This window comes from Pseudomonas migulae (assembly GCF_043225285.1).
In the GTDB taxonomy this organism is placed as follows: domain Bacteria; phylum Pseudomonadota; class Gammaproteobacteria; order Pseudomonadales; family Pseudomonadaceae; genus Aquipseudomonas; species Aquipseudomonas migulae_C.
On record NZ_CP171224.1, the window covers coordinates 2,820,783 to 2,834,182 of the forward strand.

Consider the following 13,400-nt stretch of genomic DNA (forward strand, 5'->3'; position numbering starts at 1 on the left):
CCCCGCGCTTAGTTGGCAGCAGCCTTGTTAGCCGCTCGCTCTTTGTCGACCAGTTTGTCGGCCAGCTGCAGCGCTTGTTCGGCGCCGCCGGCAGAACCGACGTCAAAGCGATACTTGCCGTTGACGATCATGGTTGGAACGCCGGAGATTTCATATTTCTTGGCCAGTTCACGAGCCTTGTTGATCTGGCCCTTGATGGCGAAGGAGTCGAAGGTCGCCAGGAACTTGTCCTTGTCTACGCCCTGGGTCGCCAGGAAGTCGGCCATTTCATTCTTGTCGACGAGCTTCTTGTGTTCTTTCTGAATCGCGTTGAACACCGCGGCGTGAACCTTGCCCTCGACGCCCATGGCTTCCAGGGTCAGGAACATTTGGCCGTGAGCATCCCACGGGCCGCCGAACATGGCAGGGATACGGACGAAGTTCACGTCCGAAGGCAGCTTCTCGACCCAAGGGTTGATGACCGGTTCAAAGGCGTAGCAATGCGGGCAGCCATACCAGAACAACTCGACGACTTCGATCTTGCCAGGCACTGCGACCGGAACCGGATTGCTCAGTTCGACGTAAGGGGCGGCGGGTGCTTCGGCGGCTTGGGCAGTCATGCCGAACAGGCTGGCAGCGACGAGTGCGGCGCTGATGATCAGATTACGCATGCTTTACTCCTGGACAATTTGGGTCGCCTCGCGCGACCTGTTTTCAGACAGGTCATGGCGGGCTTGAGTTCTGTAGTGTAACGGCAGCGGCCACAAAAAAGGGCGGCCGGAGCCACCCTTTTTATACTTGTCGCGACGGATTAATAGAGCGTTAACGTTGCAGGAGATGTACGTCCCGCGCGACGCCCCGTTCGACGTCTTAGTGCAGGCCTTGAATGTAGCTGGACACCGCGGCGATATCTTCGTCGCTCAGGCGTTTGGCAATGGTCTGCATGGTCTTGGTGTCGCCATCGTTGTTACGGCCGCCTTCTTCCTTGCGGAAGTCGGTCAGCTGCTTGGCAACGTACTGGGCGTGCTGGCCGCCCAGGTGCGGGAAACCGGCAGCGGCGTTGCCTGCGCCATTTGGCGAGTGGCAACCGGTACAGGCTGGCAGACCCTTGGCCAGGTCACCGCCACGGAACAGTGCTTCACCGCGAGCCACGACTTTCGGGTCGGCGGCGCCAACGCTGCCTTTCTGGCTGGCGAAGTAGGCGGCGATATCGGCCAGGTCCTGATCGCTCAGGTTGGTCAGCAGGCCGGTCATTTCAAGCACCGTGCGTTTGCCGGACTTGATGTCGTGCAACTGCTTGTTCAGATAACGCTCGCCCTGACCTGCCAGTTTCGGAAAGTTAGGCGCCATGCTGTTGCCATCCGGGCCATGACAGGCGCCACATACTGCGGCTTTCGCCTGACCAGCAGTTGCATCACCTGCAGCATGGGCTATGCCGGAGATCCCCACGGTCAACAGCAGACTCACGATCAATTTGTTCATCAGCTAATCCAACTACGGCTAAGGGTTAAAGAGTTATGGACCGGGATCACTCGCTCATCCAGTGGATGATGGCTTGGTAATCCTCGGCACTGCAGTCCATGCACAAACCACGCGGCGGCATCGCCTTGAAACCCTGGGTCACGTGTTGCACCAGCGTCTCCATACCTTTCGCCAACCTCGGCGTCCAAGCTGCCTGATCGCCTTTTTTTGGCGCCATGGGTAGTTGGCCGGAATGACAGGCACCACAAACACGGTTGTACACAGCTTCCGGATCCTGTGTAGCCTGAGCGCTGTAAAGCGGCATCAAGACACCGGCAGCTAGCAGCCATTTCGTCATAAAACGACCTTTTCAGGGTTGAGAGCGTTCTGCGTTCTAATGCGCAATCAAGGTCAATCGCTCTCGTGAACTTCATCCTACGCTGGGACAAAGCGCACACAAAATCTGCGGCATTATATACTGGCGCTACTGAAACGGAAACGACACCGCTTGCCGCGTCCATTCCCGGCGCCGCCCACATCGGAAATCCCATGCAACTCAAGAATCCCATCCTCGGCCTGTGCCAACAGTCCACCTTCATGCTCAGCGCTGCCAAAGTCGATCAATGTCCCGACGACGAAGGCTTTGAAGTGGCCTTCGCCGGGCGTTCCAACGCCGGTAAATCCAGCGCGTTGAACACCCTGACGCATGCCAGTCTGGCGCGGACCTCGAAAACTCCGGGTCGCACGCAACTCTTGAACTTCTTCAAGCTAGACGATGATCGTCGTCTGGTCGACCTGCCGGGCTACGGTTACGCAAAAGTACCTATCCCGCTGAAGCTGCACTGGCAGCGTCACCTGGAAGCTTATCTGGGTGGTCGCGAGAGTTTGAAAGGTCTGATCCTGATGATGGACATCCGTCATCCAATGACCGATTTCGACCTGTTGATGCTTGATTGGGCCGTGGCCAGCGGCATGCCGATGCACATTTTGCTGACCAAAGCGGACAAGCTGACGTACGGCGCAGCGAAAAACGTTCTGCTCAAGGTTCAGTCCGACATTCGCAAAGGCTGGGGTGATGCGATCACTATCCAGTTGTTTTCGGCACCGAAACGCCTGGGGCTGGAAGAGGCCTACACTGTATTGGCAGGCTGGATGGAGCTGGCGGACAAGGGCGCCGAACTCGCGGAGTAAAAGCTGCAGGCAAAAAAAACCCCGGACTTCTATGGGGAGGGGGAAGTTCCGGGGTTCAAGTTCCGGACCGCTAGGGCGGGGTCCAGATTATCTGCCAACACTTAACACAACATAGGAGCATCGAAGGGCTTCACCAGCCATTCAGTTACTCTGAGTGGCAGTTCACAGGTTTAGTTCCGGAGCTTCAAAAACCATTTGAAATAAGCCGGATCGCTAACCGAACTAAGCCCCTTCGTCGCGACACTATGCCGCAGCGAAACACCCTGTAGGAGCGAGCTTGCTCGCGATGATTTTGAGCGCCGCGTGCATTCAGGGTGCACGCGTCATCGTTTACGACCATCGCGAGCAGGCTCGCTCCTACAGAAGACGGGTCAGTGAGCCTCGTCCCAGTTGTTGCCTACGCCCACCTCGACCAGCAGCGGCACGTCCAGCTTCGCCGCCTCGGCCATGTGCACGCGAATCTCATCGCGAACCTGGTCGACCAGATCTTCACGCACCTCAAGCACCAATTCATCGTGCACCTGCAGGATGACTTTGGCGTCGAGACCCGATGAGGTCAGCCAGTTATCCACAGCCACCATGGCCTTCTTGATGATGTCCGCCGCCGTGCCTTGCATCGGCGCGTTGATCGCTGTGCGCTCGGCGCCTTTGCGCAGGGCGGGGTTTTTCGCGTTGATTTCCGGCAGGTACAGGCGACGGCCGAAGATGGTTTCGACGAAACCTTGCTCGGCGGCCTGGGCGCGGGTGCGCTCCATGTATTCCAGCACGCCTGGATAGCGGGTGAAATAACGGTCGATGTAGGCCTGGGACTGTTTGCGGTCCACGCCGATCTGCTTGGCCAGGCCGAATGCGCTCATGCCATAGATCAGACCGAAGTTGATCGCCTTGGCGCTGCGGCGCTGATCCGTGGTGACTTCCGTCAGATCGACGCCAAAAACCTCGGCGGCCGTGGCTTTGTGCACGTCCAGGTCATTGCGGAAGGCGTGCAGCAAACCTTCGTCCTTGGCCAGGTGGGCCATGATTCGCAGTTCGATCTGCGAATAGTCCGCGGCCAGCAGTTTGTAGCCTTTTGGCGCAACGAACGCCTGACGAATCCGCCGGCCTTCCGCGGTACGGATCGGAATGTTCTGCAGGTTCGGATCGCTGGACGACAGACGTCCGGTCGCCGCGACGGCCTGATGATACGAGGTGTGAATCCGCCCGGTGCGCGGGTTGATCTGCTCCGGCAGGCGGTCGGTGTAGGTGCTCTTCAGTTTGCTCATCGAGCGGTACTGCATCAGCACCTTGGGCAGCGGGTAATCCTGTTCGGCCAGTTCCGCCAGCACCGCTTCGGCAGTCGAAGCCTGGCCCTTGGCGGTTTTGCTGAGGATCGGCAAGCCAAGTTTTTCGTACAGGATCACGCCCAATTGCTTCGGCGAGCCGAGGTTGAATTCCTCGCCGGCGATGGCAAATGCCTCACGCTCCAGCGCGACCATTTTCTCGCCCAGCTCCACGCTCTGGATGCCCAGCAGGTTGGCGTCGACCAGCGCGCCCTGGCGTTCGATGCGCGCAAGCACCGGCACCAGCGGCATTTCGATGTCGCTCAGGACTTTGCTCAGGCTCGGAATCGCATTGAGCTTTTCCTGCAGGGTCTGATGCAGGCGCAAGGTCACGTCAGCGTCTTCGGCGGCGTAAGGCCCGGCCAGTTCCAGAGAGATCTGGTCAAAGGTCAGCTGCTTGGCACCCTTGCCGGCGATGTCCTGGAAACCGGTGGTGGTGTGGTTCAGGTACTTCAGCGCCAGGCTGTCCATGTCGTGGCGGGTCGCGGTCGAGTCCAGCACGTAGGATTCGAGCATGGTGTCGAAGGCAACGCCTTGCACGGTGATGCCACAGTTCTGATCGCCACCGATGGCGCAGTTGGCCAGGATATTCATGTCGAACTTGGCGTGCTGGCCGACCTTGAGTTTGTTCGGGTCTTCCAGGATCGGTTTCAGTGCGAGCAGCACGGTGTCGCGATCCAGCTGATCCGGCACGCCCATGTAGGAATGGGTCAGCGGGATGTAGGCCGCTTCGTTGGCCTGTACCGCAAACGACAGGCCGACCAGTTGCGCCTGTTGCGCATCGATGCCGGTCGTTTCGGTATCGAAGGCGATCAGCTTGGCATCGTTGAGTTTCTTCAGCCACAGGTCGAAATCGGCCTGGGTGAGGATCGTGGTGTACTTGAGCTCGGTCTCGACGGCGGCTTCTTCAACCACCGGCGCGCTGACTTCCTGGCCGGAACGCTTGGCGTCGCGCTGGTTTTCTTCAAACCAGCTCTTGAATTCCAGCAGGGTGTAGAGCTCGGCCAGCTTGTCGTGATCCGGCTTGCCCATTTGCAGGTCGTCGAGACCGATGTCCAGCGGCACGTCGATCTTGATCGTCGCCAGCTGATAGGAGAGGAATGCCATCTCCTTGTGCTCTTCGAGCTTGGCCGGCAGGGTTTTCGCACCGCGGATCGGCAGGGTCGGGACGATATCGAGCTGGGCATACAGCTCGGTCAAGCCACCGTTTACGCCCACCAGCAGACCGGAAGCGGTTTTCGGACCGATACCCGGAACGCCTGGAATGTTGTCGGAAGAATCGCCCATCAATGCCAGATAATCGATGATCTGCTCGGGAGCGACGCCGAATTTCTCCTTCACGCCCTCCACGTCCATGCTGCTACCGGTCATGGTGTTGACCAAGGTAATGTGGCCGTCGACCAGTTGCGCCATGTCCTTGTCGCCGGTGGAGATGATCACCGGACGGTCAGCGGCCGCGCTGCTCCGGGCCAGGGTGCCGATCACGTCATCGGCCTCGACGCCTTCGACGCACAGCAGCGGGAAGCCCAAAGCTTTCACACTCTCGTGCAACGGCTCGATCTGCACGCGCATGTCGTCGGGCATGCTCGGGCGGTTGGCCTTGTATTCGGCGTACATGTCATCGCGAAACGTCCCACCCTTGGCGTCGAACACCACGGCAAACGGACTGTCCGGGTACTGCTTGCGCAGACTCTTGAGCATGTTCAGCACGCCTTTGACCGCGCCGGTCGGCAGACCTTTGGAGGTGGTCAGCGGCGGCAGGGCGTGAAAGGCGCGGTACAGGTAAGAAGAACCGTCCACCAGGACGAGGGGGGCTTGGCTCATGAGCAGGATCAACCTTTTCGGCGGGTCCGGCGCTAGAATAGCGGGACCGTTGACGACAAAGGGACAAGGTTATCATGCGCACACTAAATCGCCTGTTGCTGGCTGGCTTGTTTGTATTTGCACCGTTGGCCGTGATGGCGGCGGACGATGCGCCCTCGCCGGAGCCGGATGTAACCATTCGCACGGAAGGCGATAACACGATCAAGGAATACCGCCAGAATGGTTTCCTGTATGCGATCCAGGTCACGCCGAAGGGCGGCAAGCCATACTTCCTGGTGCGCGCCGATGGATCGGACGGTAACTTCATCCGCTCGGATCAGCCGGATATGCTGATTCCGTCGTGGAAGATTTTTGAATGGAAGTAGTTTCTTAATTTCAATCGGCGCCGGCTCAAACGGCGGCGCCCGTACTGGCAGTTAAAACATGTCTGTGTTCACCCCGCTGGCTCGGCCCGAGCTGGAAACCTTTCTCGCCCCATACGGGCTCGGCCGCCTGCTTGATTTCCAGGGAATTGCCGCCGGTAGCGAAAACACCAATTTCTTTATCAGCCTGGAGCAGGGCGAATTCGTCCTGACCCTGGTCGAGCGCGGCCCGGTTCAGGAGATGCCGTTCTTCATCGAGCTGCTGGACGTGCTGCATGAAGCCGACCTGCCGGTGCCGTACGCCTTGCGCACCACCGACGGCGTGGCCTTGCGCGAACTGGCCGGCAAGCCAGCGCTGCTGCAACCGCGCCTCGCCGGCAAGCACATCAAGGAAGCCAACGCGCAACACTGCGCTCAGGTGGGCGAGTTGCTCGGCCATCTGCACCTGGCGACCCAGGCCAACATGATCAAGCGCAAAACCGATCGCGGCCTGGACTGGATGCTGGAAGAGGGCACGCAACTGCTGTCCCATCTGAGCGCCGAGCAGCGCGAGCTGCTGCAACGGGCTCTGGATGAAATCACACAGCAGAAAGAGAAAATTCTGGCGCTGCCACGGGCCAACATCCACGCGGACCTGTTCCGCGACAACGCGATGTTCGAAGGCACGCACCTGACCGGGTTAATCGACTTCTACAACGCCTGCTCGGGGCCGATGCTCTACGACGTGGCGATTGCCTTGAACGACTGGTGCTCGGACGATGCCGGCTTGATCGATGGGCCGCGAGCGCGGGCGTTGCTGGGGGCCTATGCCGCGCTCCGGCCGTTCACGGCGGCTGAAGCGGAGCTATGGCCGACCATGCTGCGTGTGGCGTGCGTGCGGTTCTGGTTGTCGCGATTGATTGCCGCGGAGTCTTTCGCCGGGCAGGACGTGTTAATTCACGATCCGATGGAGTTTCAACAACGGTTGGCGCAGCGGCAGAAGGTTAGTACGCCGTTGCCGTTCGCTCTCTAAAAAGCTTCGCGAGCAGGCTCGCTCCCACAGTTATCTCAGTCGTTCACAGGATTTGTGTGCACAGGAGATCTAATGTGGGAGCGAGCCTGCTCGCGAATGGGGGCGACACAAATGCCTGGATTACAATGACTCCAGACATCCCGCCAAATCATTCCCCAATTTCTCCAGCACCTGCTCATACCCTTGAGCCGTCGCCGGTGTGTAGCCGCCCAGTGCATCCAGCTCCGCCAGCTTCACCGGCAAACCCGCGACCAGTGTTTCTGCCAGGCGCGGGCGCAACGGCGGTTCGCTGAACACGCAAGTCTTGCCGACTTCCTGCAAGCGCGAGCGCATGGCCGCGACATGCTGGGCGCCCGGCTGCACTTCGGCGGCGACGCTGAACACGCCAGTGTGTTTCAGGCCGTAAGCGTCTTCGAAATAGTCGAAGGCTTCGTGGAACACAAAATAGGGTTTGCCCGCGATGCCCGCCAGACGGGCTTTCAGCCGCAGATCCAGTGCGTCGAGACGGTCATCGAACGCCTTGAGATTGCTTTGATAACGCGCCGCATTGGCCGGGTCGGCAGCGCTCAGGTCGGCGGCCATTTTCGTCGCGATGACCCGGGCGTTGACCGGCGATAGCCACAAGTGTGCATCGAGGCTGCCGGGGCGATGATCGTGGTCGTGCTCATCGGCTTCTTCGGCGTGGGAGTGGCTGTCCTCGGCGAAGCGACGCAGTTTCAAGCCCGGCAAATCCTGCACGGCGACGCTTGGCAACGTACGACCATTCAGCACGCGAGGCAGGAAGCCTTCCATGTCCGGCCCGATCCAGTACAGCAGATCCACCGACTGCACCTTCCGTACGTCGGACGGGCGCAGGGCATAGTTATGCGGTGAAGCACCTGGCGGCAGCAGCACTTCCGGGATCGCCACGCCATCCTGCACCGCAGCGGCAATCAGCTGCAGCGGCTTGATGCTGGTGAGGACTTTGACTTCGGCCTGAGCAGAACCGATCAACAGAAAACTGGCGACAAATGCGACAAAGATAGAAAAAAGTCGGGACACGATGACCACTCAAAGAGGCGAGAACGGGTAACATAATAACGTCTCTCACAAAACTCGTCGCCGCTCATGCCTAAAACACCGATTGCCAGCCGTCCCCACGACCACTCCCATTGCGTTCACAGCGCTCTGTCTGAGGCCGATGCCCTGTGCGCACGTCAAGGCTTGCGCCTGACCGCCTTGCGCCGGCGGGTGCTGGAACTGGTGTGGCAAAGCCATAAGCCGCTGGGTGCTTACGACATTCTCGCGGTACTCAGTGAGCAGGATGGCCGCCGCGCCGCGCCGCCTACCGTGTACCGCGCGCTGGATTTCCTGCTGGAAAACGGCCTCGTTCACCGCATCTCCTCGCTGAACGCCTTCGTAGGCTGCAATCACCCGGAGCACGCCCACCAGGGCCAGTTCCTGATTTGCCGTGAATGCCATGCCGCCATCGAGCTCGAACAGAAATCCATCAGCGACGCGATCATCAGCAGCGCCAAGGATGTCGGGTTCGTTGTCGAAGGCCAGACCGTTGAAGTGGTCGGCCTCTGCTCGGGTTGCCAGGGGGCTTGATGAGCAATGCGCTGATCCGCCTCGAGCAGGTTGCCGTCACGTTTGCCGGGCAAAGCGTGCTGGATAACATCGAACTGAGTGTCGAACCGGGGCAGATCGTCACCCTGATCGGCCCTAACGGTGCCGGCAAGACGACCCTGGTGCGCGCGGTGCTCGGCTTGTTGAAGCCGGACAGCGGCAGCGTGTGGCGCAAGCCGAAACTGCGCGTCGGTTACATGCCGCAAAAACTTCACGTCGACCCGACGCTGCCACTGTCGGTGCTGCGTTTCCTGCGCCTGGTGCCGGGTGTGGATCGTGCTCGCGTCTTGGCTGCCCTCAAGGAAGTCGGCGCCGAGCAGGTGATCGACAGCCCGGTGCAAAGTGTTTCCGGCGGTGAGATGCAGCGCGTGCTGCTGGCCCGGGCGCTGTTGCGCGAGCCTGAACTGCTGGTGCTCGACGAGCCGGTACAGGGCGTCGACGTAGCGGGGCAAGCCGAGCTGTACAGCCTGATCACCCGACTGCGTGACCGTCACGGCTGCGGCGTGTTGATGGTTTCCCACGATCTGCATTTGGTCATGAGCACCACCGATCAGGTGGTCTGCCTGAACCGGCACGTCTGCTGCTCCGGTCATCCCGAGCAGGTCAGCGGCGATCCGGCGTTCGTCGAGCTGTTCGGAAAGAACGCACAAAGCCTGGCGATTTATCACCACCATCACGACCACGCCCATGATCTGCATGGTTCGGTGGTCACTGCGGTCCCGGCCGCCCAACCTCACGTCCATGGAGATGGCTGCAAGCATGGCTGATTTTCTGCTCTTCGCCCTGCTTGCAGGTCTGGCCCTGGCGCTGGTGGCGGGTCCGCTGGGTTCTTTCGTGGTCTGGCGGCGCATGGCCTATTTTGGCGACACCCTGTCCCACGCCGCCCTGCTCGGCGTGGCATTGGGTTTCCTGCTGGATGTCAGCCCGACCGTGGCGGTCACCGTCGGCTGTTTGCTGCTGGCCGTGTTGCTGGTGACGTTGCAACAGCGTCAGCCGCTCGCGTCCGACACCCTTTTGGGAATTCTCGCACCGAGCACGCTCTCTCTCGGACTTGTCGTACTAAGCTTCATGCACGAAGTACGGATCGACCTGATGGCCTATCTGTTCGGCGACTTGCTGGCGATCAGTCCGACCGACCTGGCGTGGATTCTCGGTGGCAGTGCGGCCGTTCTGGCGTTGCTGGTCACGTTGTGGCGGCCATTGCTGGCGATCACGGTGCACGAAGAGCTGGCGAGGGTGGAAGGTTTGCCGGTGCCGGCGTTGCGCCTGACCCTGATGCTGCTGATCGCCGTCGTGATCGCCGTGGCGATGAAAATCGTCGGTGTGTTGCTGATCACGTCGCTGCTGATCATCCCTGCGGCTGCGGCACAACGTCACGCCCGGTCGCCGGAGCAGATGGCACTGGGCGCGAGCCTGCTGGGCATGCTCGCGGTGTGTGGTGGCCTGGCTTTGTCCTGGTTCAAGGACACCCCGGCGGGCCCGTCAATTGTTGTGACGGCCGCCGCACTGTTTCTGCTGAGTTTTGTCCTGCCCCGTCGAGGGGTGTAGACTTGCTCGTTTTTTGCGCAAATAGAGAGTCGCAGGAATGAAGCCGTTCGCCTCCCGTTATCTGCTCCTTGTCGCATTTTCGCTGCTACTGGGCGCATGCCAAAGCACGCCGCCGGCGGCCACCGAGGCCACCAATGCGAGGTCTGCGGCCATCGCACAGCTCGAACAAAGCCTCGCCAGCAGCGAACTGGCCACCGCTGAGGACCAATTGGCTGCCTTGCAGGCCGCATCGCCCGACGATCAGTCCCTGGTGCAGTACCAGCGTCAGCTGGCCGAAGCCTATCTGCAACGTAGCCAGATCGTCCTGCAAAAAGGCGATGTGAACGCCGCCGCAACCGCCCTGAGCCGTGCCCGGGCGTTGATGCCCAAGGCGCCAGCGCTGACGGGTGGAGTCAACAACGCCATCGTCAATGCGCGCAAGGCCGAGCTGGATAAAGCGGAAGCGGCGCTGTTGGCGGCTGAAGCCAAACCGCAGGCGAAAGTGATTGATCCGACGGCTGAAAGCACCACCGTCGCTTTGAACCTCACCGATATGAGCAAACTTCGCCGCCAACTGGACGCGATCGCGGCAGATGTGGTGAATTATCAGTGTGACGTGAGCATTCAGGCGCCACGCACGGAGGACTATCCGTGGTTGGCGACGTTGCTGACCAAGCGGGTGAAGAAGCTGGATTCGGGGTTTGACCTGAAGTTGCAGAAGCAGATTCTGCGCAATGTTCCGGCGCAAATGGTCTTGAGCCCGCGTAAACCCTAAAGCATCGCGAGCAGGCTCGCTCCTACAGGGATCTATGTCACACCTCAATCCACTGTAGGAGCGAGCCTGCTCGCGATAGCGTCCTTACGAACAACACAAATCTCAGGCCGGAATCGCCTTGGCCTTAGCCTCCCGATCCCAAACCCGATGCTGCCCGATCGCGGCAAAAAACGGCTTGATCAACTTGGCATCCGCTCCCACGATCAACCCCGCATCAGCCTCCAGTTTCAACACATCCAGCAACTGCTTGGCCTCACCTTGCAGCGCAATCGCTTTCAAATGCTTGTATGCCTCCAGCACGTAGTGCAACGCCACGCCGTCACCGCTCAACGCCTTGACCGACGCCGCCCCACCAGGCACGAATACCGCGTCGAATGCTACCGAAGGCAGCCCTTCCATTGACGCATCCACCGGCAGCGACTTGCCATCAGCTGTGGTGACCGGGGCAGAGGTAGGGCCAAGCAGCTTGGCGTGCGCCCCTTCGGCGTTCAGTGCTTTTTTCATTGCATCGATCGCCGCGCCATCCACCCCGTTGGCCGCCAGAATCGCAACCTTCCGGGTCTTGATATCGCCCGGCAACAAATTGGCCTGGCTCAGGGCCGGCGAACGGTCCAGGGATATCTTCGGCACATCGACCGTCCCGGCCTTCGGCGCCGGCAAGCCCAGGTTCTGCGCCACACGCTTGGCTAGTTCGAGGTCGATGTTGGCGAGGATCTCGTTCACCTCGCGCACGCGGATGTGCTCACGCTCAACCTTGCCCAGCTCAAAGCTGTAGGCCGAGATGATGTGTTCCTGCTCGTGCTTGCTCATGCTGTGAAAGAAAAGCCGCGCCTGCGAAAAGTGGTCGCTGAACGACTCGCTGCGCTGACGGATCTTGTTGGCGTCGATCCGCTCCGGATAACTTTCAAAGCCACCGTCCTGTGCGGCGGGCGGGGTTTCTTTTGGCCAGCCGCCGTCGATGGAGTTCGGCTCGTAGGCCGCGCGGCCCTTGTCGATCGTGGTGCGGTGCAACGCATCCCGCTGGCCGTTGTGGAACGGTGCAACCGGACGGTTGATCGGGATCTCGTGAAAGTTCGGCCCACCGAGTCGGCTGATTTGCGTATCGGTGTAGGAAAACAACCGGCCTTGCAGCAACGGGTCGTTGGAAAAATCGATCCCCGGCACGATGTGCCCCGGGCAGAACGCAACCTGCTCGGTTTCCGCAAAGAAATTGTCCGGGTTGCGGTTGAGCACCATTTTGCCCAGCGGAGTGATGGGCACCAGCTCTTCGGGAATCAGTTTGGTCGGGTCGAGAATGTCGAAATCGAAGGCGTGTTCGTTTTCCTCTTCGACGACCTGTACACCCAATTCCCATTCTGGGTAGTCGCCGGTTTCGATCGATTCCCAGAGATCGCGACGGTGATAGTCGGTGTCCTTGCCGGCCAGCTTCTGGGCCTCATCCCAGACCAGCGAGCACGTGCCGGCGGCAGGGCGCCAGTGGAATTTGACGAAGCGTGATTTGCCCTCGGCGTTGATCAGCCGGAAGGTGTGCACGCCGAAGCCCTGCATGCTGCGCAGGCTTTTCGGGATCGCCCGGTCGGACATGGCCCAGATCACCATGTGCGCCGACTCCGGGACCAGCGAGACAAAATCCCAGAAGGTGTCGTGAGCCGAGCCGCCCGTAGGAATTTCGTTGTGCGGCTCGGGTTTTACTGCGTGCACAAAGTCAGGAAACTTGATCGCATCCTGTATGAAAAACACCGGCATATTGTTGCCCACCAGGTCGAAGTTGCCTTCGTCGGTGAAGAACTTCACGGCGAAACCGCGCACGTCCCGTACGGTATCGCCCGACCCGCGCGGCCCCTGCACCGTGGAAAAACGCACGAACACCGGAGTTTTTTTGCCGGGGTCCTGCAGGAAACCAGCCTTGGTCAATACTGAATGGTTCTCGTAGCTCTGGAAGTAACCATGGGCGCCGGTGCCGCGGGCATGGACGATGCGCTCCGGGATGCGCTCATGGTCAAAGTGCGTGATCTTTTCACGCATGATGAAGTCTTCCAGCAACGACGGCCCGCGGGCACCGGCCTTCAGAGTGTTCTGGTTGTCCGACACCTTCACGCCCTGGTTGGTGCGCAGGGCCTGTTCGGTGGCATCGGAACGGAATTTTTCCAGGCTGTCGAGCTTGGCATTGGTGTTGCCGCGGTCCGGGGTATCGGTCCCGGCCATAGCGCTTTTAGGGGCGGCAGGCTTTTTAGTACTCATCAGTCGTAGACTCCTCGTTGCGATTCCCGCCGTAGCCAGGACGCTTTTTCAAACCCCAGGCACGGCACCGGGGGCGTTTTCGAGTTGCCTTATTAGTGACT

General features: G+C 60.3%; 13 protein-coding genes. 7 read left to right on the forward strand and 6 right to left on the reverse strand.

Annotation, left to right across the window (positions count from 1 at the left end; translation table 11 throughout):
• Positions 1 to 8: 8 nt before the first annotated feature.
• The 3 genes from ACF6ZU_RS13035 to ACF6ZU_RS13045 form a co-directional block, all read right to left on the reverse strand.
• Entirely contained in the window at positions 9 to 650 is a 642-nt protein-coding gene (locus ACF6ZU_RS13035) for a thiol:disulfide interchange protein DsbA/DsbL (RefSeq protein ID WP_392893011.1), read from the reverse strand.
• Between the two features lie 199 nt (positions 651 to 849).
• Complete coding sequence (locus tag ACF6ZU_RS13040; protein WP_054617181.1) at positions 850 to 1,461, reverse strand: cytochrome c4; 612 nt, start codon at positions 1,459 to 1,461, stop codon at positions 850 to 852.
• Between the two features lie 46 nt (positions 1,462 to 1,507).
• A complete protein-coding gene (locus ACF6ZU_RS13045; protein WP_392893014.1) occupies positions 1,508 to 1,798 on the reverse strand; it encodes a c-type cytochrome in 291 nt (96 codons plus the stop codon).
• A gap of 191 nt (positions 1,799 to 1,989) precedes the next feature.
• On the opposite strand from ACF6ZU_RS13045, the gene yihA reads away from it, so the two are divergent.
• Positions 1,990 to 2,631 (forward strand): ribosome biogenesis GTP-binding protein YihA/YsxC, encoded by a 642-nt coding sequence (gene yihA / locus ACF6ZU_RS13050; protein ID WP_392893016.1) that lies wholly within the window; start codon positions 1,990 to 1,992, stop codon positions 2,629 to 2,631.
• Between the two features lie 371 nt (positions 2,632 to 3,002).
• On the opposite strand, the gene polA is transcribed toward yihA, so the two are convergent.
• Positions 3,003 to 5,774: a DNA polymerase I gene (polA, locus tag ACF6ZU_RS13055; RefSeq protein ID WP_392893018.1), complete on the reverse strand. Its 2,772-nt coding sequence runs from the start codon at positions 5,772 to 5,774 to the stop codon at positions 3,003 to 3,005.
• A 74-nt stretch (positions 5,775 to 5,848) separates the two neighbouring features.
• On the opposite strand from polA, the gene ACF6ZU_RS13060 reads away from it, so the two are divergent.
• Positions 5,849 to 6,139 (forward strand): DUF2782 domain-containing protein, encoded by a 291-nt coding sequence (locus ACF6ZU_RS13060; RefSeq protein ID WP_392893020.1) that lies wholly within the window; start codon positions 5,849 to 5,851, stop codon positions 6,137 to 6,139.
• A 58-nt stretch (positions 6,140 to 6,197) separates the two neighbouring features.
• Positions 6,198 to 7,148: a homoserine kinase gene (locus ACF6ZU_RS13065; RefSeq protein WP_392893022.1), complete on the forward strand. Its 951-nt coding sequence runs from the start codon at positions 6,198 to 6,200 to the stop codon at positions 7,146 to 7,148.
• Between the two features lie 120 nt (positions 7,149 to 7,268).
• Here the strand turns inward: ACF6ZU_RS13065 and ACF6ZU_RS13070 are convergent, their stop codons facing one another.
• Entirely contained in the window at positions 7,269 to 8,189 is a 921-nt protein-coding gene (locus tag ACF6ZU_RS13070) for a zinc ABC transporter substrate-binding protein (protein ID WP_392893024.1), read from the reverse strand.
• 66 nt (positions 8,190 to 8,255) lie between these two features.
• On the opposite strand from ACF6ZU_RS13070, the gene zur reads away from it, so the two are divergent.
• The 4 genes from zur to ACF6ZU_RS13090 are packed head-to-tail and all read left to right on the forward strand — an operon-like array spanning position 8,256 to position 11,058.
• Positions 8,256 to 8,738, forward strand: coding sequence for a zinc uptake transcriptional repressor Zur (gene zur / locus ACF6ZU_RS13075; RefSeq protein ID WP_392893026.1), 483 nt, complete (start codon positions 8,256 to 8,258; stop codon positions 8,736 to 8,738).
• Complete coding sequence (znuC, locus tag ACF6ZU_RS13080; RefSeq protein ID WP_392893028.1) at positions 8,738 to 9,523, forward strand: zinc ABC transporter ATP-binding protein ZnuC; 786 nt, start codon at positions 8,738 to 8,740, stop codon at positions 9,521 to 9,523. Before zur ends, znuC begins: the two co-directional genes overlap by 1 nt.
• Entirely contained in the window at positions 9,516 to 10,304 is a 789-nt protein-coding gene (gene znuB, locus ACF6ZU_RS13085) for a zinc ABC transporter permease subunit ZnuB (RefSeq protein WP_392893031.1), read from the forward strand. The genes znuC and znuB overlap by 8 nt, the downstream gene beginning before the upstream one ends.
• A gap of 37 nt (positions 10,305 to 10,341) precedes the next feature.
• Positions 10,342 to 11,058 carry a PA5502 family lipoprotein gene (locus ACF6ZU_RS13090; protein ID WP_392893033.1) on the forward strand — a complete coding sequence of 239 codons (717 nt, stop codon included), beginning with the start codon at positions 10,342 to 10,344 and terminating at the stop codon, positions 11,056 to 11,058.
• Positions 11,059 to 11,160: 102 nt separating this feature from the next.
• Here ACF6ZU_RS13090 and katE read toward each other — a convergent pair whose 3' ends face one another.
• The gene (katE, locus tag ACF6ZU_RS13095) at positions 11,161 to 13,299 is read right to left on the reverse strand and encodes a catalase HPII (protein ID WP_392893035.1); all 2,139 of its coding nucleotides are present in this window, start codon (positions 13,297 to 13,299) and stop codon (positions 11,161 to 11,163) included.
• Positions 13,300 to 13,400: the final 101 nt, after the last annotated feature.

Bases quoted from the DNA above. Each gene is read 5' to 3' on its own strand.
- znuB (WP_392893031.1), top strand. From the start codon at position 9,516: ATGGCTGATTTTCTGCTCTTCGCCCTGCTTGCAGGTCTGGCCCTGGCG.
- katE (WP_392893035.1), bottom strand. From the start codon at position 13,299: ATGAGTACTAAAAAGCCTGCCGCCCCTAAAAGCGCTATGGCCGGGACC.
- ACF6ZU_RS13090 (WP_392893033.1), top strand. From the start codon at position 10,342: ATGAAGCCGTTCGCCTCCCGTTATCTGCTCCTTGTCGCATTTTCGCTG.
- ACF6ZU_RS13040 (WP_054617181.1), bottom strand. From the start codon at position 1,461: ATGAACAAATTGATCGTGAGTCTGCTGTTGACCGTGGGGATCTCCGGC.
- yihA (WP_392893016.1), top strand. From the start codon at position 1,990: ATGCAACTCAAGAATCCCATCCTCGGCCTGTGCCAACAGTCCACCTTC.
- znuC (WP_392893028.1), top strand. From the start codon at position 8,738: ATGAGCAATGCGCTGATCCGCCTCGAGCAGGTTGCCGTCACGTTTGCC.
- ACF6ZU_RS13065 (WP_392893022.1), top strand. From the start codon at position 6,198: ATGTCTGTGTTCACCCCGCTGGCTCGGCCCGAGCTGGAAACCTTTCTC.
- ACF6ZU_RS13045 (WP_392893014.1), bottom strand. From the start codon at position 1,798: ATGACGAAATGGCTGCTAGCTGCCGGTGTCTTGATGCCGCTTTACAGC.
- ACF6ZU_RS13035 (WP_392893011.1), bottom strand. From the start codon at position 650: ATGCGTAATCTGATCATCAGCGCCGCACTCGTCGCTGCCAGCCTGTTC.
- zur (WP_392893026.1), top strand. From the start codon at position 8,256: ATGCCTAAAACACCGATTGCCAGCCGTCCCCACGACCACTCCCATTGC.
- polA (WP_392893018.1), bottom strand. From the start codon at position 5,774: ATGAGCCAAGCCCCCCTCGTCCTGGTGGACGGTTCTTCTTACCTGTAC.
- ACF6ZU_RS13060 (WP_392893020.1), top strand. From the start codon at position 5,849: ATGCGCACACTAAATCGCCTGTTGCTGGCTGGCTTGTTTGTATTTGCA.